Source organism: Pseudomonas sp. A125 (assembly GCF_055409485.1).
Map to the genome: position 1 here is coordinate 52141 of NZ_JBUZVP010000015.1, position 22199 is coordinate 74339.

A 22199-nucleotide genomic window follows, 5' to 3' on the forward strand; every position below is an offset into this window, starting at 1 on the left:
GAGGCTTAGCGATTCTGGAAATGTGCGGGGCGTTTTTCGAGGAACGCGGTCATTCCTTCCTTCTGGTCGACGGTGGCGAACAACGCGTGGAACACACGACGCTCGAAGCGCAGACCCTCGCCGAGGCTAACCTCGAAGGCGCGGTTGACACACTCCTTGACCAACATGGTGGCCGGTAGGGATTTCGCGGCGATGCTATGAGCGACCTTGAGAGTTTCCTCCAATAGGCTGTCCAGCGGCAGGACGCGCGCCACTAAACCGGTGCGTTCGGCTTCTTGAGCGTCCATTTGGCGCCCGGTCAGGCACATTTCCATGGCTTTAGTTTTGCCTATTGCTCGAGTCAGGCGTTGGGTGCCACCAAGGGCTGGTAGCACTCCGAGGTTGATTTCCGGCAAGCCGAAACGAGCGTTGTCGGCGGCGTAGATGAAGTCGCACATCAGTGCTAACTCGCACCCGCCGCCTAGGGCGTAGCCGGCCACCGCGGCTATGATCGGTTTGCGGCGATTGGCGATACGGTCGGCGGTGGCGAAGAAGTCGTCCAGGTAGATCTGCGGAAAGGCCAGCTCGGCCATTTCCTTGATGTCCGCGCCGGCGGCGAAAGCTTTCGCCGAACCAGTGATGACGATGCAGCCAATGCTTGGATCTTTTTCCAAGTGATCCAGCGCTTGATTCAGCTTGCAGATCAACTGTTCGTTTAGAGCGTTGAGCGCCTTGGGACGATTGAGAGTTATGACTCCCACTCTTCCTTGAACGTCGAGCAATAGGCTTTCATATTCCATTGTAATTCCTCCTGCTAAGAGCTGACGCAACGGCGCCAACTCGATTTGATCATTTCAAGGTGATGGTGGTTTTTACCGAGCCACCAACTTCGCTTTCATCGAACTAGCATTGCTTGATGGTGTTGGACTGGGTGTAGAAGTTCATTTCCTCGTAGTGGCGAAAGTACGCGTGTCAGTACGTCCTGAGTCGCCGGATTGACTACGTCGCGCCACTGACAGGTGGTGGATCAATCAACTGGCCGCCAATAAACAATTTGATGGCGATAACAACGCTTTGGGTATGTGCTCGAATGGTCATTATGAACACCGAATTTTAAGTTCTAATGAGAAGAGTGGTCTCGGAGCCTGGACATCGAGCAGCATGCATTGATCCTAGCCGTACGTATCTGTTAGACGCAGGTGAAGCTGTCACATGCCTTGGTAGATCGGTCCTTCGCCACCCTGGGGTGTCATCCAGTCGATGTTCTGGGTCGGATCCTTGATGTCGCAGGTCTTACAGTGCACACAGTTCTGCGAGTTGATCTGTAGCCGGGGGACGCTGGCTTCACCGTCCTGGACGATCTCATACACACCGGCCGGGCAGTAACGCTGTTCGGGTGCGTCATAGATTGCCAAGTTCACTGTGATCGGTACGGAGGTATTCTTTAGCGCAAGATGACAGGGTTGTTTTTCCTCGTGGTTGGTGTTCGACAGGAACACCGAAGAAAGGCGGTCGAAGCTGAGTTTGCCGTCCGGCTTCGGGTAGTCAATCTTCGGACAGTCGGCAGCCGGTTTGAGTTTGTCGTGATCGGCGGTGTTGTGCAGGGTCCACGGTGTTTTACCGCCGAAGAGTTTTTGGTCGATGCCGAAGAGCAAAGACCCCAGCCATAGACCGCGCTTCATGTAGGGTTTGAAGTTGCGCGTTTTGTGCAGTTCCGCGTACAACCAAGACTCCCGAAAAGCGGACGGGAAGGTCGTGAGTGTGTCTCGTTGGCGCTCGGCGGCGAGAGCCTCGAAGGCGGCCTCGGCGGCGAGCATGCCGGATTTGATTGCGGCGTGGCTACCTTTGATCCGCGCGGCGTTGAGGAAACCGGCATCGTCGCCGATCAGCGCGCCGCCGGGGAAGACCAGCCGGGGTTGGCTCTGCAAGCCGCCTGCGGTGATGGCGCGGGCTCCATAGGCTAGGCGCTTACCGCCTTCGAGGTACGTACGTATCTCGGGGTGCGTCTTATAGCGTTGGAACTCCTCGAACGGCGATAGGTGGGGATTGGCGTAGTTGAGTCCAACCACGTAGCCGACCGAGACTAGGTTGTCTTCCAAGTGATAGACGAAGCCGCCACCGTAGGTGGCACTGTTCATTGGCCAGCCGGCGGTATGTACCACCAGACCAGGGTGGTGATTCTCGGCCGGTACCTCCCATAGCTCCTTGATGCCGATTCCGTAGGTCTGCGGATCGACACCGTCGCGCAAGTTGTATTTGTCTTCAAGTTGCTTGCCTAGGTGACCACGGCAGCCCTCGGCTAGCAGCGTATACTTGGCGTGCAGGTCTATACCGAGCTGGTGGTTGGGGCCAGGCTCGCCTTCGCGGGTGAGGCCCATGTCGCCAGTAGCGACTCCTTTCACCGCCCCTGAATCATCGTAAAGTAACTCGGCACCGGCGAAGCCAGGATAGATATCCACACCCAGTGCCTCAGCCTGTTCACCGAGCCATTTGGCGACGTTTCCAAGACGCACAATATAGTTGCCGTGATTGATGAAACAGTCTGGTAACAGGCTATGTGGGATCATGCGTCCGCCGGTTTCGTTGAGGAGGATCAGTCTGTCCTCGGTGACCGGGGTCTTAAGCGGCGCGCCGCGCTCTTTCCAGTCGTGAAAGAGTTCGGTGAGCGCACGCGGATCCATCACCGCTCCGGATAAAACGTGGGCGCCAATCTCTGCTCCTTTTTCGATCAGACATACCGAAACTTCGCGATTGGTTTCAGCGGCGAGCTGCTTCAAACGGATCGCTGCCGCCAATCCGGCCGGGCCTGCACCCACGATCAGTACGTCAAACTCCATGGACTCGCGCTCCATCCCCCCTCCTTATCCACATAAGCAAAACAGCTCCCCTCGCTACAACTAGGAACAAGAGGTATCAATTCAGATATTGGTCCGCTTCTGGACCCCGTAGTTACGATGCTGTGGAGAGTCGAGTGTCCCGCATCATCATTGGTTGGTTCCCTTCGAACAGTGTGCGGCTGTCCCCCTCGTTTGCCATCATCGGAAACGACGATTTTTAGGTCCGAGGTTCAGAAAGTCTCTCAGAAAAACGAAGGTTGACCGGATGGGGCGAGACTGCGCCGCGACCTATCTTCCCCGAGGACGTTCCCGCTCGGGCGATGCAAGCTGCTCCGATCCTGGATGATGTTCGGGTCGAGTTCCTGGGTGCATCCATTGAACATCTGTGTGCGATTTTGGCTCGGTTGACGATTATCTTGTTGCGTTTGCTGGGCTGAGCGAGGGAGCAATCAGTAAATTACGGCAAGCGTTGCTTGCCGATCTTTAGGCGTTGAAAGGGGAGCGATTTGGCTAGAGGTTTGTTTGGTAGGGCGCTGCACCAATCCAAAATTGTCGTTTTGGACGATGACCATGGAGCCGTCTGGATTCATGGTGGTGGCTCGTATCAACACCACGAGCAATAGTCCGGACAAGAACAACAATAAGAGGTGGAGCGATGTTACTGAAAATCGATCTTAAGCGGGGCTGTATCTATCACCAAATCAAATGCTGTGCCGCGTTGGCAGGTATTGCATGCGTTTCTGGCATAGCGCAGGCCGGCCCGTTTGAACTCGACAATGGTTTTTCGGGGCGCTGGGGTCTCGATATGTCGCTTGGTTCGTCCTGGCGCACCCGCGATGCCAGTTCGGCGCTGATCGGCAGGCAGAATGGTGGATCGATGCCGTCCTCATCCACCGACGACGGTAATCTGAACTACAAGCACAAGGGCGACAACTTCTCGACTATCGCCAAGGTCATTGGTGAGCTCCAGGTCGAAAAGGACGGCTTCGGTGTATTCCTACGCGGGAAGGGCTGGTACGACTATACCCAGAAGGATCGCAAGGTTTCCCATGGCAGCACTGCCAATGGGTACGTTGCCGACAGCCGTCTTGAAGACAGCGAGTACAATGACCGCCTGTCCAAATTCAGTGGCGTCGAACTGTTGGATTGGTACGGCTTTGGCGGTTTTGCGCCAACGGATAATTCCTATTTGGGCTTCAAGCTCGGCAGCCATGCGGTGAACTGGGGCGAGAGCCTGTTCGTTAGCGGCGGCATCAACCAGTACAACCCGATCGATGTTTCGGCGGCGCGCCGCGCTGGGGCGCAGGTGAAGGAAATCATTCTGCCAACGCCGCAGATTTCGCTCAGCCTGGGGGTAGGGGAGTGGAGTTTCGAAACCTTCTATAAATTGAAGGTCCAGCGCACGGTACTGGAGGGGTGCGGTACTTACTGGAGCGTCAGCGACAGCATGAACTGCCAGGACTCGACCTATGCACTGGTGAACCTGACCGGCATGTCTGATGGCGATGCCCTGGCCGCCAACTTGGGGAGAATCACGGGGGTCAACCAGTACCCAAGGGATTCCGGCTCCTATGGATTCTCCGTCAAGAGAATGATCGGGGACGTCGATGTGGGTGCCTATTTCATCAACTACACGACGACTTCGCCGCGCATCAGTCTTCGCAACACCCCGTCCACGGCAGGAGGCCCGCTGTCTGGCGGTGCCACTGCCATACAAGGCTTCTGGGACTGGAGCGCTAACAACATCAAGGTCTACGGACTCAGTGCCGCCACTGAGTTGGGCGGCTGGTCGGTGTTTGGAGAAGTCAGTCATACCCAGGATTTCCCGGTACAGATCAACGGGGCTGACCTGGTCGGCGGCTACGGCATCCAGAAGGGTGGCATCCTTGGCCAGACCAAGGGACCGTTCGCTAATATCCCGGCTGGCGGGATAGTCCGCGGCTACGATGTCAAGGACAAGACTCAGGTCCAGGTTTCAACGATCCAGTCGTTTGCCTACCTCGGGCGTATGGTGGGTGCGGACACCCTTTCCCTTATGGGGGAAGTGGCCTATCAGCATTGGAGCGGTATTGGTGACCCCTTGTCATCGACCCGTTACGGCCGAGGCTTCGAGTATGGGTCAGCGAGCTGGGCGGCCAATGGACGGGCAGGCAACTGTGTCTCCAATGGTTCTTCCTCGCAAAACGCCGGCTGTGATACCGATGGTTTCGCGACTAGCAATGCCTGGGGCTATCGGGCACAGGCAACTCTGCAATACAACAATGTCATCGGCGTCAACCTGACCCCACGGGCATTCTTCTCCCATGACGTGAAGGGCTACTCTGCCGACAGCATTTTCCTCGAAGGGCGCAAGAGCCTGGGCCTGGGTTTACGCGCCGACTATCGGCAACGCTATTACGCGGATCTCAGCTACACGACCTACGATCACGACACCAAATACGACTCATTTCGCGATCGTGACTTCATTTCCTTGGTCATCGGTATGAACCTGTAATGCAACAGGTTAAAAGCCAGATGCATTTTTTGAATAAAAATTCGAGGGAAATTCATGAAACTTACTAAATCCATCATGATGTGTGAATTGTTCATTGTCTTAGGTCTAACCGGAGCGGTGGCTGTTGCCGATGACTTTTCACAACTTGGCAAGGAACTTACCCCTTGGGGCGCTCCCAAGGCCGGGAATGTTGACGGTAGCATTCCCGCCTGGAATGGCGGCATCACGGCCCAGCCTCCAGGTTTTGACCCGAAAAACGGTTATATATCGCCGTTCCCTGATGAAAAACCGCTGTATACCATCACGGCGAGCAATTACAGCCAATATGCCTCGCGCCTGACCGAAGGCAATATCGCACTGTTGAAGCGCTATGCCGATTACAAGATTGATGTGTATCCCAGTCATCGTACCCATGCATTGACCCAGGCTCAATACGATGCAATTGCCAAGGAAGCGCCTGGAGTAAAATTAACTCAAGATGGAAATGGTTATAGTGGTACGACGAAGTCTGTTGTGCCTTTCCCGCTGCCAAAAGTTGGTCTGGAAATCTACCATAACGTCCTGGTGCGTTCCCGGGGTGGTAGCTACAAGCGGCGCCTGGCGAGCTTTCCGGTGCAGGCCGATGGTAATTTTACCCCTTCCGTCTGGCAGGAAGACTTGCAGTTCTACTGGAATATGGACAATCCACCGGCGAACTTATTGTACGAGGCTACCTACAACTATCTGTCGCCTTCCAGTATTGCGGGAGGTGTGACATTAGTACGTGAGCCGATCGATAAGAGCGCCGAGTCGCGCAAGGCCTGGGCATACAACCCAGGAACCAGGCGTGTGCTCCGTGCTCCGGAAGTCGGGTACGACAGCCCTGTTACGGGAACCGATGGCCTGCTCACTCAAGACAGTTTCGATGGCATCAATGGCTCGCCGGAGCGCTTCGAGTGGAAGTTGGTTGGCAAGCGGGAGATGATCATTCCGTACAATAATTTCAAACTGACGGACAAGAGTTTGAAATATACCGATATTGTCGGCAAGAAAACCCTTAACCAGAATCTGGTGCGCTATGAGTTGCATCGCGTCTATGTACTTGAAGGTACGTTGAAACCGGGTGCGCGGCATATCTACAACAAGCGCGTACTTCTGGTAGATGAGGACAGTTTCCAACCTGTACATGTGGATAATTATGATGGGCGTGGTGATCTCTGGCGTATCCAGGAGATTTTCCCCTCCTATTACTACGATTGCCCCTGCACTTGGACTGCTGCTGAAGTGTCGTACGATCTCCAGTCCGGACGCTACTTTGTTGCGGGCCTGGCCAATCAGGAGCAGCCAGTGGTATTCAACCAAATTTACAGGACTGGATATTTTGACCCCTCCAACATGAAGCGATTGGCGCGCTAGTTCCAGAAATTCCCTATGCCGATTCAGCAGCGTCAGTGCGTCGATGACATCTGGTACTAGTGCTGATCGGCGTGGCGGCAGACCGTTGGGGGGAACTGGAAAGCAATGCTGGCGGTTCCCCTCAGCGCTCATACTAGAGGGATACCAGTGATCTTTTTTTCGTCGTATTTCAAACATACTTGGATGTTGGCAATGTTGCTGGCGGCAACTTGTGCCTGGGGGCAGGATCAGACTTTTGTTGACCCGCTGCTTTTGCCAGCCCGTTTGTCGGACAGGCCGACAGAGAAGTTGCTGGTGGATGTTGCAGCCTTGGGCAATGGGCGCCTGGTGGCGGTTGGCGAGCAGGGCACCATCATCCTGTCCGATGACAGAGGCCATAGCTGGCAGCAGGCCAAAGTGCCCGTTTCGGTCAATCTGACCGCTGTGTTTTTTTTCGATACCAAGATTGGCTGGGCAGCAGGCCATGGCGGGGCGATTCTCGGCACGCGGGACGGTGGGCAGACCTGGAGCAGGCTGTTCGACGGCAATGCGGCCAACGCGCAGATTCTGGCGGCTGCCCAGAGTCGACTCAAGAAAGTACGGGGCCGCGATCAAGGCATGGATGATGCGCTGGCGGATTCGCTGCAGGACGAACTGGAGCAGGCCGAGGAGGCATTGACGGATGCCGAGGCTGGTTCTCGATTTGGGCCATCCCGGCCCTTGTTCGGCCTCTGGTTCAAGGATGTCCGGCAGGGGTTTGCCGTCGGCTCCTTCGGCCAATTGTTCCGTACCGACGATGCCGGTGCCACCTGGCGCTATATCGGCGACCGCCTGGATAACCCGGAAGGCTTCCATTACAACGCCATCGCCCATACGCCCTCGGGCAAACTGGTGGTGGTTGGCGAGGGGGGAGCGATGCATATCTCGGCCGATGGCGGGGATAGCTGGCAACGTCAGGAGACCGGCTACAAAGGCCAGTTATACGGGCTGCTGGCTTTTCACGACACGGGGGGCGAGGAGATTCTGCTCGTCTACGGTTTCGGCGGCCGCGTCTTCGTTTCGCGGGATGGCGGTACTAGCTGGACCGAGGGCAACAGTGGAGTGAAGACAAATATCGTGGCCGGGTTCGTGGCCTCCGATGGTTCGTTGCGCCTGATCGATGCTGGTGGCCAGCTCCTGCGTAGCGATGACGAAGGCATGCGTTTCGTATCCATGGTTGCCGCCGCGCCGGGGCGCATCGCCGCCGCCATCCCACTTGCCGACGGCTCAGTAGTGCTGACAGGAAGCGGGGGCGTCCAGCTCCTTACCGGGAATGGGAAGTGAAATGACAGACCTGATGACTCAAAAAGACAAGGAAGTACTGCCACTATCCGACGTCGATATCGAGACGCACAAGGGCGTGCGCACCCTCGTGGATTTTGCTGAGGGCGTGCTGTTCCATCACCGCGGCTGGGTTTTGGCGGTTTTCTGCCTCCTGTCGATATTCCTCGGCTGGCATGCATCGAAGATCGACATGGAGGCGAGCTTTCAGAAAATGATCCCGTCCAGCCATCCGTATATCGAAAACTACCTGGCCTACGAGGACGATCTGCGCAAGATGGGCAACGTGCTGCGGATCGTCGTCGAAAACACCGGAGGCGACATCTACGACAAGGATTTCCTGTTTACGCTTAAGAAGATCAACGACGAGGTGTTCTACATACCCGGCGTAGACCGAGGCAACATGAAATCCCTGTGGACGCCCAACGTGTTCTGGCGCGAAGTGACCGAGGATGGCATCGTCGGCGGCCTGGTGATTCCCGACGACTTCGACGGATCTTCCGAGAAAGTCGAGCGACTCAGACACAATGTGGTCCGATCAGGCACCGTCGGTAGCCTGGTGTCCAACGACTACCGTTCCACCGTGATTCTGGTACCCCTGCTGGAGATAGACCCGCAAACCGGCGACCAACTCGACTACGGCCTGTTGTCCGAGCGCCTGGAACATCTGGTGCGCGACAAGTATGCAGCCGAAGGGGTACGCGTCCACATCACCGGCTTCGCCAAGATCATGGGTGACCTGATCGAGGGCGTGCGCAACATGGTGTTGTTCTTCGTCATTACCTTTGTACTGACGATCGGCCTGCTGTATTTCTACTCGCGCTGCTGGCGTAGCACATTATCGGTGATCTTCTGCTGCAGCCTGGCGGTGCTGTGGCAACTGGGCGTCGTACGCTTGATGGGGTATGCGCTCGATCCCTATTCGACCCTGGTGCCGTTCCTGACCTTCGCCATCGGCGTCAGCCATGCGATACAAAACATCAATACCATGGTGGCGGAACGTCTTCAGGGGCTTTCCAGCATTGAGGCTGCGAAGGCGACCTTCCGCCTGCTGTTCGTGCCCGGCTCCATCGCCTTGCTGTGCAACGTGGTCGGTTTCTCCACCTTGCTGGTGATCGATATTGGTGTCATTCGGGAACTGGCAATCAGTGCCTGTGTTGGCGTGCTGGTGATCATCTTCACCAAGATTTTCTTGCTGCCAGTGATCATGTCCTACACCGATATTTCGGTGCGGGGATTGCGTCACCGTGCGCTCAAGGTGAGCGAGCAGAACAAATCCCTGGTGCGTCGAGTAACGGGCGCCTTCCTGTCACGGCTAACCGAGCGGCGCTGGGCGGTCGGGGTTGTGGTGGTCGGCCTGGCGGTGCTCGGCGTGTCACTGTACATGGCGCGGGATCTGCGTATCGGCGATCTCGACCCCGGGGCTCCGGAGCTGCGGGCGGATTCGCGCTACAACAGGGACGTTGCTTTCCTGAGCGCCAATTACGCCAACAGCGCCGATCTTTTCGTGGTCATGGTCAAGACCCAGCCGGGTAGTTGCGGTACCTATCCGGTGACCTCGGTGGTGGATCGCTTCCAGGCTGTGATGAGCGACGTCGATGGCGTGGTTGGCATCCAGTCGCTGGCCATGGATATGAAAACCCTGATCGCCGCGACCCAAGGCGGTAATCTGAAATGGTACGGGCTATCCCGAGACGAGTACGTTTCCAGCAATATTATGCGCATGACACGGCAGGACTTCTACAAATACGACTGTTCGATGTTATCGATCCTACTGTTCCTCAAAGACCACAAAGCCGACACCCTGGCGCGAGTGGTGTCGGCGGCGGAGGGCTTCGCTGCTGAGAACAACAACGAACATGCCGAATTCCTCCTCGCCGCTGGCAATGCTGGTATAGAGGCAGTGACCAATATCGTGGTCAAGCAGGCCGAGCGCCTGATGCTGCTGCTGGTCTACGCCGTCGTCGCGCTGCTGGTGTTCTGGGAATTCAAGTCGTGGCGGGTGACCGTTGCCCTAATCCTGCCACTGCTCATCACTTCGATACTGTGCGAGGCGATCATGGCCAGGCTCGGGCTCGGCGTCAAAGTGGCGACGTTGCCGGTGATAGTGCTGGGTGTGGGCATAGGTGTCGATTACGGCATCTATCTCTATAACCGACTCGAGAACTACCTGCGGATGGGGATGAGTCTCAAGGAGGCCTATGGCGAAACGCTCAAGACCACAGGGGCAGCCATTGCAATGACCGCCGTGACCCTGGCCTTGGGCGTGGCTACATGGCTGCTCTCTGACATCAAGTTCCAGGCCGACATGGGCATGCTGCTGGCGATCATGTTCCTGTGGAACATGGTGGGCGCCATCCTGATCATCCCCGCCGTGTTGAGCCTGCTACCGCCCAAGCTGAATGCGCATGGTTGAGTGCTGAAAACGTGGCGTCGGGGGCGATACCCCGGCGTCCGTTACGCCAAACTCTGACGACAAAACCCAACAAGCACGAGGAGCACTGCAATGGACTTCCATCACATGTGCCTGGTGGTCAGTGACATGGAACTGGCGCTCAGGCTTTACCGGGACACCCTGGGGTTTTCGGTCTATATCGATATGCTGATCCCGGACGAGGAGGGAGCGTTTTTCGCCCCGGGCACTTTGGATGACATTTTCCACGTGCGCGGCGCGAAGTCGCGCATGGTCATGCTGGCTTCCACCACGGGGGCCAAGCTCGAACTGCAGCAGCCGGAGAATCCGCGGGTGCAACAGACGCCGAGGGAGTTTCTCGGCTACGCCCATACCGGCATTACCGAACTGGCCTTGCGTGTGAGTGGTATCGACGAATGGTTCCAGACCATTCGCGCGGCAGGTTATCAAACACAGACCGATTATGTATGGGCTGTGGGTGGTGGGCGGCTGAAGTCGTTCCTGTTCCATGATCATGATGGCAATCTGGTGCAACTGGTCGAGGAATTTACGCTGTAAGGACGAAGCGGGAGCCGCCCAGGGGCGCTCCCTGGTTCAGTCGTAGAATGGATCAGTCGCGCAGCTGCGTAATCCGTCATCCCTCCGAACAAAAAACAACACCCGGCACAAGCAGACTGTGTGAAAACCCAGTCTGCCGCGGTTTAAAACAAATGCCCCGACTTGTCGGGGCATTTGTTTTTCTGAAATTAGAAAAATAAGAGCCTTTCAGCCCATCAACACCATCAGCCTTTGCTCTCCCCGTACCTTAATCCCCCTTTTCAAGTTGTAGGCCTGCACCGCCAGTACCATTTCTGCACGAGCGCCTTTCAACTGATGCAGCAAGAACCGGCCATTACCAAACATCCACTGCTTCAGAGTGTCGAAAGGATGTTCGACGATGGAGCGGCGACTGACCATCATCTCGGGATGAGCCTTCATTCGCCGTTCCATTCGCTCAAACGTCGCTTCGTGGGTGTGGCGCATCAGATACCGACGTTCAGCTTTGGTGCAACGGCTTTTCAGCGGGCAACTTTGACAGTCGCTGATGCTGGCCTGGTAGATTCGATCGCCCTTGCTGAGTTTCTTGAGCGTCAGTTGTTTACCGGCGGGGTATTGATATTGATAGTTGTCTTTGTCGTAGTTGAAGTCTGTCCGGTCAAAATAATGCTCTTCGACACCGGTCGTATTGACGGCTCTATTCGGTGGTACAAACGCCGTGATACGGGCGTCCTGACACGCCTGGAACTGAGCACCATTGGAATAACCCGCATCCGCCGTGACGCAGAGTTCGGATTGCTGCAGCTCTGCTTTAGCCGCCTTGGCCATGGGTTCGAGCTGACGGTTGTCGGAGCCTTCCTGGGTGACTTCGTGATGCAAAATCAGGCAGTACTTCGTATCGACAGCGCTTTGAATGTTGTACGCCACGAGCGGCCCGGACACCGTTCGCATTTTTCGCATCGGGCTCGCCCACAATGTGCTGAACCAGACCTTGAGCTTGCATCAGCCCTTGGCAGGTCTGGTTATTGGCCTTTTTTACCTGCAACTCTCGAAGCGCTGCTTGCACGGCCGAGCGGTCAATCGATTGCCCTTCCTCGCTGCAATCCGCTTCATCGAGCTGCGCCAGATAGCGCGCAATGCGCTTGTCGAGCATGGCTTCCCGGTGCTTGAGTTTTTTCGGGGTCAGGTGTTTGCGACTTGAGGTCACCGCCTGAAACTTGCTGCCATCAATGGCCACCAGTTCACCGGCAATCAACCCGGCATTTCGGGAAAACCGGACGAAGGCGCGGCACGTCGCAGTGAACGCCGCGCTGTTATCGCACCGAAAGTCGGCGATGGTTTTGAAGTCTGGGGCCAGCCGGCCTAGCAACCACATGACTTCGACGTTGCGCTGACACTCGGCCTCGAGCCGCCGCGAGGAGCGAATGCGCTGGAAATACCCGTACAGGTAGAGTTTGCGCAGGTCGGCGGGATCGTATGAAGGGCGATCCGTGGCTTTGGGTCTGGCTTTGTCGAAATCCAACTGCTCAAAGTCCAGAAGCGAAACATAAGCCTCAATGACCCGGACCAGATGGTCATTGGGGATGAGCTCGTCCAGCGAGAGTGGGAACAGCGCGCTCTGGGAGCGGTTTTTACCTTGGATATAGCGCATAAAAAAATGCCCGTATCTTGCGATACGGGCATTTTCTTTAACCGGCCAACAGATTGCTAGGTTTTCACACAGTCTGATAAGGCCAGGTGTTTGATGATGATGGGGTTGTCGTTTTGTGGTAAGTGGTGGACGCACCTTCGGCAACTCCACCAATCCAAGTTCCCAGTGGTTTAGGTGACCCGGTAGATTTCCCAGCAGATGGAAAATCCGGGCAGGAGGCGACCCCGTCCGACGAAGACTGATTGGGTCAGCCAGGCATATTGGGGGGCGTCCGTTTCAAAGCGGGGAGTGCTACGGAAGTAGTGGTCCTCGAAGGTGGTCTCGCCGCCATTGCGAACCGCCACCTGGTATTTCTCGTTGTATTCGAGGACCCCCAGATACTGAGCGTAAATCACGCTGCCGTCGTGGGTGCGGAACTGTGCGCGCACGTCGATCCGGCCCCAGCCGTCGGGGCCGTCGAGTATCCAGTCATGCGCGCCGTCCAGCACCTCGCCGTTGAGCTTGGGGCCGGTGATCGTGCCGGCTCCGCAGCGGGCGATCCTGCGCTTGCCGAAGGGGCCGCCCACGGCATAAACGTCGATTATCGGAGCGCTGTAGCCGAAGACATATTCGAGATCCATTGTGGCCGTTCTCCCTGATGGCAATCAGCAGCGCTCGATGATGGTGACGTTGGCCATGCCGCCGCCTTCGCACATCGTCTGCAGGCCATAACGTTTGCCTCGCTGCTCGAGGGCGCTGATCAGGGTGGTCATCAGCTTGGTACCGGAGGCGCCGAGGGGATGGCCCAGGGCGATTGCCCCGCCGTTCACGTTCAGCCGCTCGGGGTCAGCTCCGGTCGCCCTGAGCCAGGCCAGGGGTACCGGCGCGAAGGCCTCATTAACTTCGTACAGGTCGATGTCGTCGATCTTCATACCGGCCTTGCGCAGCGCCGCCTCGGTAGCCGCCAGCGGCACGTCGAGCATTACCCAGGGATCGCCACCCAGCACGCTCATGTGGTGCACCCGGGCCAGAGGAGTCAGGCCCAGGGTCTTGAGGGCACGTTCGCTGACCACCATGACGCCGCTGGCGCCGTCGCAGATCTGGCTGGCGGTGGCGGCGGAAATGCTGCCACCTTCGTTCAGCAGTTTGACCGCCTGGATGCTTTCCAGCGTCGCGTCGAAACGGATGCCTTCGTCCACGATATGCATCTCTCCGGGGCGCGTGCCATCGGCGAGGCGCACTTCGACGGGAAGGATTTCTTTGGTGAAGCGCCCCGCTTGAGTGGCTTCGATTGCCCGTTGGGTGGTGGCGAGGGCAAAGCGTTCCAGATCCGCACGGGAGAAACCGAAGCGCTGGGCGATGAGTTCCGCACCGACGAACTGGCTGAAGTCACCGGCAGGATAGCGACGACGGATTTCCGGACTCATGTACTCGCCAAGCCCATTCTCCTGGGCGAGTTTCTGCGGCATGAACATCGGTACGCGGCTCATGGCCTCCACGCCAGCAGCGATCACCACGTCCATGCTGCCGGACATCACCGCCTGGGCGGCGAAATGCAGGGCCTGCTGCGACGACCCGCACTGCCGGTCCAGGGTCGTGCCGGGCACCGACTCCGGCAGGCGCGAAGCGAGTACCGCGTTGCGGCCGATGTTATTGGACTGTTCGCCGACCTGTTGCACGCAGCCCATGATGACGTCTTCGACGACGGCCGGGTCGATGCCACTGCGCTCGAGCAGCGCATCGAGAACCTGTGCCGCCAGTTCGACCGGGTGCCATCCTGACAGGCGTCCTCCGCGGCGGCCGCCGGCGGTGCGTACCGCGGCGACGATATATGCTTCAGCCATGTGTGTTTCTCCTGTGGGTGGAAAGAAGGGGAGCAAGGGCCGACTCAGCGAGGCGACATGCGAATCGCGCCGTCGAGGCGCACAGACTCACCGTTGAAGTAGGTGGTGGTGATCATCGTTTCGGCGACTGCCGCAAATTCGTCAGGGTGACCAAAGCGCTTGGGGAAGGGTACCGATGCCGCCAGTGCTTCCTTCACGTTGTCCGGGGTGCCTTGCATCAGTGGTGTGTCGAAAATCCCAGGCATGATGGTATTGACGCGAATACCCTCGCCCATCAGGTCGCGGGCGATCGGCAGGGTGATACCGACGATCGCGGCCTTCGAGGCCGCATAGGCGGCCTGACCCATCTGTCCGTCCTGGGCTGCGATGGAGGAGGTATTGATGATCACGCCCCGCTCACCGTCCTCAAGAGGTTCCAGCTGGAGCATACCGGCTGAGGATTTCGCGATGCAGCGGAACGCTCCGATGAGGTTGACTTGAATCACCCGTTCAAAAATATCTAGGGGGAAGTGCCTGCCTTCGCCACTGGTTCTGTCGCGGCTGGCCGTCTTCGCGGCGCCACCGATGCCCGCGCAGTTGACTAGGATTCGCTCTTGCCCGTGAGCCGCGCGAGCCATTGCAAAGGCCGCATCCACCTGCGCGTCCTCGGTGATATTTACCATGCAGAATACGCCGCCAATCTCCCAGGCCAAGGCTTCGCCGAGAGACTCGTTGAGATCGAACAGCGCGACTTTGACGCCCTGCGCGGCGAGTCGACGCGCGACGGCCGCACCGAGGCCGGAGGCGCCGCCGGTGACAATGGCCGATAAGGTGGAATCGAGTTTCATGTGGGGATCCTCTCTGGTAGGTGCCTCTTCTGCCGCAGAAGTTAGGCGTTATGGAATGACTGCCGGGCGGCGGCCAATGCGCGCATAGGTCCAGTGGGCACATAGTGGTTCCCTAGCTTCGCGTAGCGGTCGCACTGACGAACCACATTGTCGAGACCGAGCCAATCAGCATATTTCAAGGGGCCGCCGAGATACGCGGGAAAGCCCAGCCCGAGGAGCAGGGCCATGTCCAGCTCTGCGGCGCTAGCCACTACGTCATCTTCCAGGGCATGGGCGGCCTCGACGATCATTGGCAGCATCATGCGTTCTATGATTTCGGCGTCTGCGAAAAAGCGGGTGCCTTCGGGTTGAATCGCCGAGAGCAACGCATAGGTCTCATCCGATGTGTATTTATGCGTTTTGCCGGTTGAGTCCAAGTCGTAGCAGTAAAAGCCGGCGCCGTTTTTCTGGCCGTAGCGTTTGTGCTCGACTAACAAGCACACCGCGTCGCGCTTCGGTAGGACCATCCGATGCGGATAACCGGCGCTGATGACCCGCCAGACGCGGGCGCCTGTATCCATGCCAATCACATCCTGCAGATAGGCCGGCCCCATTGGCCATCCGAAGTCCTCCATCACCCGGTCGATCTGGGCAAAGTCGGCTCCTTCGGCGACTAATTGCAAGAAGGCGATGACATAGGTGGTCAGAATACGGTTGACCAGAAAGCCCGGGCAATCCTTGACCACAATAGGCGTCTTGCCCATCGCCAAGGCGTAAGCAACCGCTGTTGATACTGTCTCGGCTTGGGTCCGACTACCCCGTACGACTTCGACCAGAGCCATGACCGGCACCGGATTGAAAAAATGCATACCGACAAAGTTCTCCGGACGCGCTAGTGCCTGTGCGATGTCGTCGATGAGCAGGCTTGAGGTATTGCTGGCAATGATGGCGTCACGGTGCAGATGGGTTTCTAGAGTAGATAGCACTACACGTTTGGTTTCGAGCCGCTCGACGATGGCTTCGACGACCATGTCCACGGCATCGAACCCTCTGTTGTCCAGTTGTGGGGTAAGACTGTCGCGAACGATTCCGGCACGCTCCGCGTTGAGTCGGCCGTTTTTGATTTGCCGCGCCAATTGCCTGTCGACCTCGGTCACTCCAAGATCGAGCTGGGATTGGGCTAGATCTTTCAGCCGGGTAGGGAAGCCGTGCAAGGCGCTCGTGACGGCAATACCACCGCCCATGATGCCGGCTCCCAGCACCGCCGCTTGCTTCACCACGCGCCCGTCGTGGTCATGTTTGCGGAACAGTTTCTTCAGCGCTTGGCCGTTGCGAAAGGTCTGAATCAGCGAATCCGCGGCGTGGGTTTTTGCTACCTGTGCGAAGCTCTCGGCTTCCATGGCCAGTGCGACTTCGCGGGTTTTTGTCGCCGCCCGCGTCATCAGTTCGAGTGCGACAAGGGTCGCTGGTTGGTGTTTCGGGCTGCGCGCGGAGACTTCTTTCCAGCGAGCATTGAGCACAGCCTGTTGGTCGGTGGCTTCATTGATTGTTAGGCATCGCTTGCGAGACTGGCGGTGACGCCAGTCGATTCCGCCGTTGCAGGCCTGGCGCAGAAGGTCGAGAGCGGTTGCACGCAATTCCTCCGCAACGCAGACTGCGTCGACCAGACCTAGGGACTTTGCTTCTGGGGCTGTGATCAGCTTGCCGCTGGCGATCAGGTTCAGCGCCACGTCAGCCCCGGCAACACGAGGGGTGCGTACTGTTCCACCCATCCCGGGGATCAACCCTAGTTTGACTTCTGGTAGACCGATCCGAGCCCCAATAGACATTGCCCGCAGCGCGGCCGCCAACGTGAGTTCCATTCCACTACCAAGAGCAAGGCCGTTGATTGCCACTACGCTAGGGACAGGTAGGTCCTCAAGGTCGATAAAGCCCTGATTGAGTTTGAGGTTTCGCAAGGCCAAGTCGGCCTCCGAAAGGCGGAACGCCGTAGAGAGTTCATTTATATCGGCACCGACTACGAACGTCTTCTTTGCGCTGGTGATCAGAACGCCCCTGACGGTTCCGTCACCCGCGATCGATCCGACCGCGTCTGCCAACTCATGCAGGGTGCGTTCGTCAAACTTGTTGATGGAATCCTCGCGACGGTCAAAGCAAAGCTCGACAAAGCCTTCTTCGATCCGCTGCACGTTGATACTGTTTCCCTGAAACACAGCGATTCTCCTTGTTGAGGGCGATGGTCCGGCGCTGGGACAAGCGATAAATTTAGTATGGTCGGCCGTGGATTTTCACCGTCGAAAACGACGATTCAGAGACGCCGCGCGAAGTTTTCCCAGGCTTCCTGCAGGGACTGACGAAACTCCGGCGCCGCAACGCCGATCAGAGCCTGCGCCCTTTGGTGGACGCTGGCGCCGCGCAGATCGGCGACACCGAATTCCGTGACTACCTGATCGACGTCGATGCGCGACAGGGATGAAATGGACAGGTCTCCCAGGCAGGGCACGATGCGGGAGACGGTGCCGCGCTTATACGTGGCGTTGAGGGCGATGATACTGCGACCTTCTGGCGTTAGGCGGGCCGCCCGGGCGAAGTCCGGGGCGCCGCCGGCACCGCTGACCGCTCGGCCTTCGGCGTGCTCCAGGTTGCATTGGCCAAACAAGTCCACTTCAAGGGCCGAGTTGACGGCGACGAAGCGGTTTAGGTTGACCAGCGTGCGCGTATCGTGGGTGACCTCGCAGCCGAGCACCCGCAGCGGCGCGAACTCGCGGGACCAGGCGTACAGCTCGCTGCTGCCGGCGACGACGCAACTAGTGTGGGCGAAGTCGAGATCCAGCGCCCCGGCCTCGGCGAGTTCCTGCATGCCGTCGGAGAGTAAACCGGAAAACAGCTTCAACTGCCGATGGTCGCGCAAGGCATTGGCAAGCGCAGTGGGGACCTTGCCCAGTCCCATCTGCAGGGTGCTGCCATCAGCGACGAGCTCCGCGATATGGCGGGCAATGGTGCGGGTGGGTTCGTCGGTCTCGGTGCGGTATTCGGGCAACGTTGAGTCGATTTCGCATACGTAATCGAAGCGATCGTATGAAAGGGTGACGGCGCCTGGGATGCGCGGCAGGCGCGGGTTGATTAATGCCAGCAAACGCCGACTCTTGCGTATGGCCACCGGCAGGAATTCCACGGATGGCCCCAGGGAGCAATAGCCGGCGTCGTCCGGTGGGGTTACCTGGAGTACTGTTAGATTGAAGTCCTCTGTGTCCAGCAGATGGCGCACGAAACCGCCGTAGCTCATGGGCAGCAGGCGATAGCGACCTTCGCGCTGCGCGTTGCGCAATGACGGCTGCATAAATAGTCCGCTGACGATGGCGCTGGGGTGGAGGCATTCCACATCGAATGGGGTGTCAATACCAGGTGCGATGCTGGTCAGAATGCGCAGGTCGCGGCTGCGTTCCGGCCGGTTCTGCAAGACGGTGAGAAATGCCAGAGGTACCGCAATTCCACCCGGCACATACACGGATTCGCCGGGTGCCAGGATGTCGGCCACCCGATCAATGGGGATATTACGATTCATTTGCCGGCGTACAGGCCGAGAATGGAAACAGCCGCGATGCCGAGATAGGGCACCCCGCCAAGGTTATGCGTCAGGCCAATGCTCGGATTGGCCAGTTGCCGCTCACCGGCCCGCCCTTGCAACTGGTTATAGACTTCATAGGCCATACGCAAGCCCGAAGCTGCAATTGGATGGCCGAAGCATTTTAGTCCGCCGTCCATCTGGCAGGGCAGGCCGCCATCCCGGTCGAAAAAGCCATCGAGGATGTCATGCACCGCGCGGCCATCACTGGAAATAAACAGATCCTCCATCGTCGACAGTTCGGTGATCGAGAAGCAGTCATGCACTTCCATCAGGTCTAGCTCCGAGCGTGGATTTTTGATACCGGCTTCGGCATAGGCTTTTTGTGCCGCAGCTTTAGTGGTTCGCACGTAACTGCCGTCCCACTGCGAAGTGCCGGATTCGACGCCAGAACTGATCGCAAGTTGAATAGACTTGATTGTGACCATGTCATTGCGCCCCAAGGCGCGGGCGATTTCGGGCGTGGTGACGATGGCCGCCGCTGCACCGTCGCTGACTCCGCAACAGTCGTAGAGGCCGAGAGGGTCCGCGATCATGGGTGCATTAAGAATCTGCTCCATGCTGATTGCTTTGCGTAGATGAGCCTTTGGGCTGAGCAGCCCATTCTGGTGGCTTTTCCATGAAACGTGCGCCATCGCGCGTTTCAGATCTTCCTTGGTGGTGCCATGCTTGGCTCGGTAACCGGCAGCCAACTGAGCAAAGCCTGCCGGTGTCGACCCTAGGGGGAGCCACAGGTCGTTGAAGGTTCCCTTGTAGACGAAAGGCAGACCGCCATAGCCGGTATCCTTCAGCTTCTCCGCACCGATTGCCAGGGCGAAGTCTACTGCGCCACTGGCCACCGCATAGACTGCGGCACGCAGCACTTCGGTGCCGGTGGCGCACATGTTCTCCATATGGCTCACCGGGATACCATCTAGGCGCAGCGCCATGGAAGCGGGGATTGCTGAGTTGCCAACACTGATCGTATCGGAGCAGGAGCCATACCAGGCGGCTTCGATCTGTTTGCGTTCGATTCCCGCATCGAGCAAGGCCTCCTCGAAGGCCTCCGCCAGTAATTCGGATGGCCCGATATCCCAGCGTTCGCCAAATTTGGAGCAGCCCATGCCGATGATGGCGACTTTGTCCTTGATTCCCGTAGCCATAAATAATGTCTCCTCAAGCCTGAAGCGGCGTGGCCTTCCAGAAATAGCGCGGATAGCCGCGTGCCTTGTCCACGTCCTTGATGCGGAACACCATGCGTAATGGCGTTCCAACGTCTAGGCCTGCGGCACCGACATCGACTATTTCCATGAGCAGGCGCGCGCCCTTTTTGAATTGCACGAAACCCACGTACAGCGGAGGTGCCGGGTAGTAGCTGAGCCAGTCGCCGGTGTGGGTTAGTACCAGGGCGGGTTCGTCGAATAGCGGATGCGCATCGAAATTCTCCCGTGGCGCATTGCACACCGGGTTCACGCAGTAAGGCAGTTGCGGGAACTGTATAGTGTCGCAAGCGCTGCAGCGGCCGGCGACGAAGCCGGGCAACTGATCGCTGGAGCGATATTGTTCGGTAAGTGCGGTTTTTATCGATTTTTCGCCGCGCATACCCCATTCCAGATCGATCGCGTTTTCATAAGAAGCGAGGCGTAGATAGGTGTCGTTATTTTGCGCATCGGCTAGTGCGCCACTGACACCGTGGCGTGGTGTGAATGACTTGAGGGCGTCGGTGGTGCGCAGCACCAGCACGTCGACCCCCTGGCCGAAACCAGCCAAGACGATGGTCTGGTTTGGTGCAGCACGCTCCAGCACATGGGCGAGCATAAGCAGACCGTGAGCCGCGCCACTGTAGCCACAGTCGGCTTCCAGTCCATCAGCTTCCGCTTCCGCGGTAATACCGAGTTTTTTGATGACCGCCGTAGCTACGCCCTTGAACGGCGCAGCGAGGATGAAATGGCTGACATCGACTGCGGAAACCCCTGCTTGTTGTAACGCGGCCTCAACTCCCTCGACTACCAACTTCAAATAGCCCTCGTCGCGGACCCAGCGTTCTTCCCAGTAATAATCGTAATGGGCGCCCTCGCTCCGGAAGTGGTCGACGAATAATGCCGTCCGGCTGGTGGAGGCGAGTAGGGTGGCGATGACCTCGTCGTTGCCGAGCGTAAATGCGGCGGCGCCTGCACCGAAGCCGATCTCTTGGCTACTGGCTGGTTTGCCGCGAGGGCGATCGCTGGCGATGAACAGAGCTGGAGCGTCACCTTGGCGGAGGGCTGCGATCAGGCCGCTGGTGGCCGCGCGCTGCGAGTGCCCTACATCGAGAGTGCGGACCGAAGGCACTAGTCCTAAGGCTCCCGCCACGATGGTGCTGTTTTGTAGGTCAGCAAATGGCAGTGTGGTCGAGGCCAGCGTAACCGACGTGATGGCATCGCGAGCGCGATTTGCCAGTGCGTCGCGGGCTGCTTCGACAGCTAGGGTGATGCTGTCTTCATCCCAGCTGCAGAAGGCTCGCCGACCCTTGGCCTGAGAGCGCAGGCCTGGAGCCATCCATTGGTGTGCAGCGGCGATTGTCGTGCGCTGCATACGCAATCGCGGAATGTAGCCGCCAAAGCCGGTAATGCCGAATGGTCGGATTGTGGTCATCGTGTGCCTATTCGTCTTATTGCTTGCCGTCGTTGTTTTCCAGTTTCGCCTTTCGTTTCGCTCATGCGCATCGTCCAATCCGACATTTAGGGGGCGGTTGTCGGGCGGTGATGTGTTCGCGTCATTCGGGAAGATCTCGTTGCTGGTTGCTGGAAATGTCTTTTCCGACGATGGCGGGTGTGCGGCGCCACTCGATGATTGATGTTTGCGGCGGCGTGGGTAAAGAGTCGAAAAAGGGGGGGGGCGGGCAACCACCGACTTCTGCAGGACTCGAGCCGGCTCGTGCCTGGCGCGTTGTCGGGCGATCATGTGCTCAAGGATTGGAATGGCCATGCTGAAGATGAAAAAACGTTTTGCCATGAATAATCTGTCGATCAAGACCAAGCTCAACCTGTTGGTCTTTTTCTTTCTCATGACCATTGCTTTGGTCGGTCTGGCGGGCTGGTTCGCCACATGGACGGTTGGCCATGCCTTGCGTGACCTGGGTAATCACAACCTGCCGGCGATGACGGCATTGGGCGATGTACGTCTGGCTCGCCTGAGGGTCGCCGAAGCGATGCAGAGCGCAGCGAGTTGGCGCCTTGAGGCATTCGAAGCCGAGGCCGACAAAGTGGATGCACTGCTCGAGGCCAGGGAGGTTTTTGAGAGCCTGCAGGAGCGGCAGCATGCGTTCCAGGCGTTGGGTGAGTCTGCATTCCGGGCTTTTGACGTACTCCCTAGATCGGTT

Annotated in this window: 14 protein-coding genes and 2 pseudogenes; 6 read left to right on the forward strand and 10 right to left on the reverse strand. The window is 58.0% G+C overall.

What is annotated here, in order from left to right; translation table 11 throughout:
* Positions 1-5: 5 nt before the first annotated feature.
* Together ACZRN6_RS20415 and ACZRN6_RS20420 are read right to left on the reverse strand one after the other, a co-directional pair.
* Positions 6-779 (reverse strand): enoyl-CoA hydratase, encoded by a 774-nt coding sequence (locus ACZRN6_RS20415; RefSeq protein WP_464008670.1) that lies wholly within the window; start codon positions 777-779, stop codon positions 6-8.
* 408 nt (positions 780-1187) lie between these two features.
* Positions 1188-2831, reverse strand: a complete 1644-nt coding sequence (locus tag ACZRN6_RS20420; protein WP_464008671.1) for an electron transfer flavoprotein-ubiquinone oxidoreductase — start codon at positions 2829-2831, stop codon at positions 1188-1190.
* Between the two features lie 640 nt (positions 2832-3471).
* Between ACZRN6_RS20420 and ACZRN6_RS20425 the strand changes: the two genes are divergently transcribed.
* The 5 genes from ACZRN6_RS20425 (at position 3472) to ACZRN6_RS20445 (ending at position 10975) form a co-directional block, all read left to right on the forward strand.
* Positions 3472-5310: a DUF1302 domain-containing protein gene (locus ACZRN6_RS20425; RefSeq protein WP_464008672.1), complete on the forward strand. Its 1839-nt coding sequence runs from the start codon at positions 3472-3474 to the stop codon at positions 5308-5310.
* Between the two features lie 54 nt (positions 5311-5364).
* Complete coding sequence (locus ACZRN6_RS20430) at positions 5365-6705, forward strand: DUF1329 domain-containing protein (RefSeq protein ID WP_464008673.1); 1341 nt, start codon at positions 5365-5367, stop codon at positions 6703-6705.
* A gap of 147 nt (positions 6706-6852) precedes the next feature.
* Positions 6853-8007: a WD40/YVTN/BNR-like repeat-containing protein gene (locus tag ACZRN6_RS20435; RefSeq protein ID WP_464008674.1), complete on the forward strand. Its 1155-nt coding sequence runs from the start codon at positions 6853-6855 to the stop codon at positions 8005-8007.
* 13 nt (positions 8008-8020) lie between these two features.
* Positions 8021-10420, forward strand: coding sequence for an efflux RND transporter permease subunit (locus ACZRN6_RS20440; protein ID WP_464008675.1), 2400 nt, complete (start codon positions 8021-8023; stop codon positions 10418-10420).
* A 90-nt stretch (positions 10421-10510) separates the two neighbouring features.
* Complete coding sequence (locus tag ACZRN6_RS20445) at positions 10511-10975, forward strand: VOC family protein (RefSeq protein ID WP_464008676.1); 465 nt, start codon at positions 10511-10513, stop codon at positions 10973-10975.
* 207 nt (positions 10976-11182) lie between these two features.
* On the opposite strand, the pseudogene ACZRN6_RS20450 reads toward ACZRN6_RS20445, so the two are convergent.
* The 8 genes and pseudogenes from ACZRN6_RS20450 to ACZRN6_RS20485 all read right to left on the reverse strand — a co-directional run bounded on the left by ACZRN6_RS20450 (position 11183) and on the right by ACZRN6_RS20485 (position 21832).
* Positions 11183-12605, reverse strand: a pseudogene (locus ACZRN6_RS20450) (IS1182 family transposase).
* Positions 12606-12775: 170 nt separating this feature from the next.
* Positions 12776-13225: a DUF3237 domain-containing protein gene (locus ACZRN6_RS20455; protein WP_464008677.1), complete on the reverse strand. Its 450-nt coding sequence runs from the start codon at positions 13223-13225 to the stop codon at positions 12776-12778.
* 24 nt (positions 13226-13249) lie between these two features.
* On the reverse strand, positions 13250-14428 hold the full coding sequence (locus tag ACZRN6_RS20460; protein ID WP_464008678.1) for an acetyl-CoA C-acetyltransferase: 1179 nt from the start codon (positions 14426-14428) through the stop codon (positions 13250-13252).
* A 44-nt stretch (positions 14429-14472) separates the two neighbouring features.
* Complete coding sequence (locus ACZRN6_RS20465) at positions 14473-15255, reverse strand: SDR family NAD(P)-dependent oxidoreductase (RefSeq protein ID WP_464008679.1); 783 nt, start codon at positions 15253-15255, stop codon at positions 14473-14475.
* Between the two features lie 41 nt (positions 15256-15296).
* A complete protein-coding gene (gene fadB / locus ACZRN6_RS20470) occupies positions 15297-17447 on the reverse strand; it encodes a fatty acid oxidation complex subunit alpha FadB (protein ID WP_464008680.1) in 2151 nt (716 codons plus the stop codon).
* 95 nt (positions 17448-17542) lie between these two features.
* Positions 17543-18799, reverse strand: coding sequence for an acetyl-CoA hydrolase/transferase family protein (locus tag ACZRN6_RS20475; protein ID WP_464008681.1), 1257 nt, complete (start codon positions 18797-18799; stop codon positions 17543-17545).
* Positions 18796-20001: an acetyl-CoA acetyltransferase gene (locus ACZRN6_RS20480; RefSeq protein ID WP_464008682.1), complete on the reverse strand. Its 1206-nt coding sequence runs from the start codon at positions 19999-20001 to the stop codon at positions 18796-18798. The genes ACZRN6_RS20475 and ACZRN6_RS20480 overlap by 4 nt, the downstream gene beginning before the upstream one ends.
* A gap of 13 nt (positions 20002-20014) precedes the next feature.
* Positions 20015-21832 carry a hydroxymethylglutaryl-CoA synthase family protein gene (locus ACZRN6_RS20485; RefSeq protein WP_464008683.1) on the reverse strand — a complete coding sequence of 606 codons (1818 nt, stop codon included), beginning with the start codon at positions 21830-21832 and terminating at the stop codon, positions 20015-20017.
* A 52-nt stretch (positions 21833-21884) separates the two neighbouring features.
* Here ACZRN6_RS20485 and ACZRN6_RS20490 point away from each other — a divergent pair.
* A pseudogene (locus ACZRN6_RS20490) lies at positions 21885-22196 on the forward strand (hypothetical protein); the annotation flags it as partial.
* Positions 22197-22199: the final 3 nt, after the last annotated feature.

Bases quoted from the DNA above. Each gene is read 5' to 3' on its own strand.
- ACZRN6_RS20415 (WP_464008670.1), bottom strand. From the start codon at position 779: ATGGAATATGAAAGCCTATTGCTCGACGTTCAAGGAAGAGTGGGAGTC.
- ACZRN6_RS20420 (WP_464008671.1), bottom strand. From the start codon at position 2,831: ATGGAGCGCGAGTCCATGGAGTTTGACGTACTGATCGTGGGTGCAGGC.
- ACZRN6_RS20425 (WP_464008672.1), top strand. From the start codon at position 3,472: ATGTTACTGAAAATCGATCTTAAGCGGGGCTGTATCTATCACCAAATC.
- ACZRN6_RS20430 (WP_464008673.1), top strand. From the start codon at position 5,365: ATGAAACTTACTAAATCCATCATGATGTGTGAATTGTTCATTGTCTTA.
- ACZRN6_RS20440 (WP_464008675.1), top strand. From the start codon at position 8,021: ATGACTCAAAAAGACAAGGAAGTACTGCCACTATCCGACGTCGATATC.
- ACZRN6_RS20445 (WP_464008676.1), top strand. From the start codon at position 10,511: ATGGACTTCCATCACATGTGCCTGGTGGTCAGTGACATGGAACTGGCG.
- ACZRN6_RS20455 (WP_464008677.1), bottom strand. From the start codon at position 13,225: ATGGATCTCGAATATGTCTTCGGCTACAGCGCTCCGATAATCGACGTT.
- ACZRN6_RS20460 (WP_464008678.1), bottom strand. From the start codon at position 14,428: ATGGCTGAAGCATATATCGTCGCCGCGGTACGCACCGCCGGCGGCCGC.
- ACZRN6_RS20465 (WP_464008679.1), bottom strand. From the start codon at position 15,255: ATGAAACTCGATTCCACCTTATCGGCCATTGTCACCGGCGGCGCCTCC.
- ACZRN6_RS20475 (WP_464008681.1), bottom strand. From the start codon at position 18,799: ATGAATCGTAATATCCCCATTGATCGGGTGGCCGACATCCTGGCACCC.
- ACZRN6_RS20480 (WP_464008682.1), bottom strand. From the start codon at position 20,001: ATGGCTACGGGAATCAAGGACAAAGTCGCCATCATCGGCATGGGCTGC.
- ACZRN6_RS20485 (WP_464008683.1), bottom strand. From the start codon at position 21,832: ATGGCAAAACGTTTTTTCATCTTCAGCATGGCCATTCCAATCCTTGAG.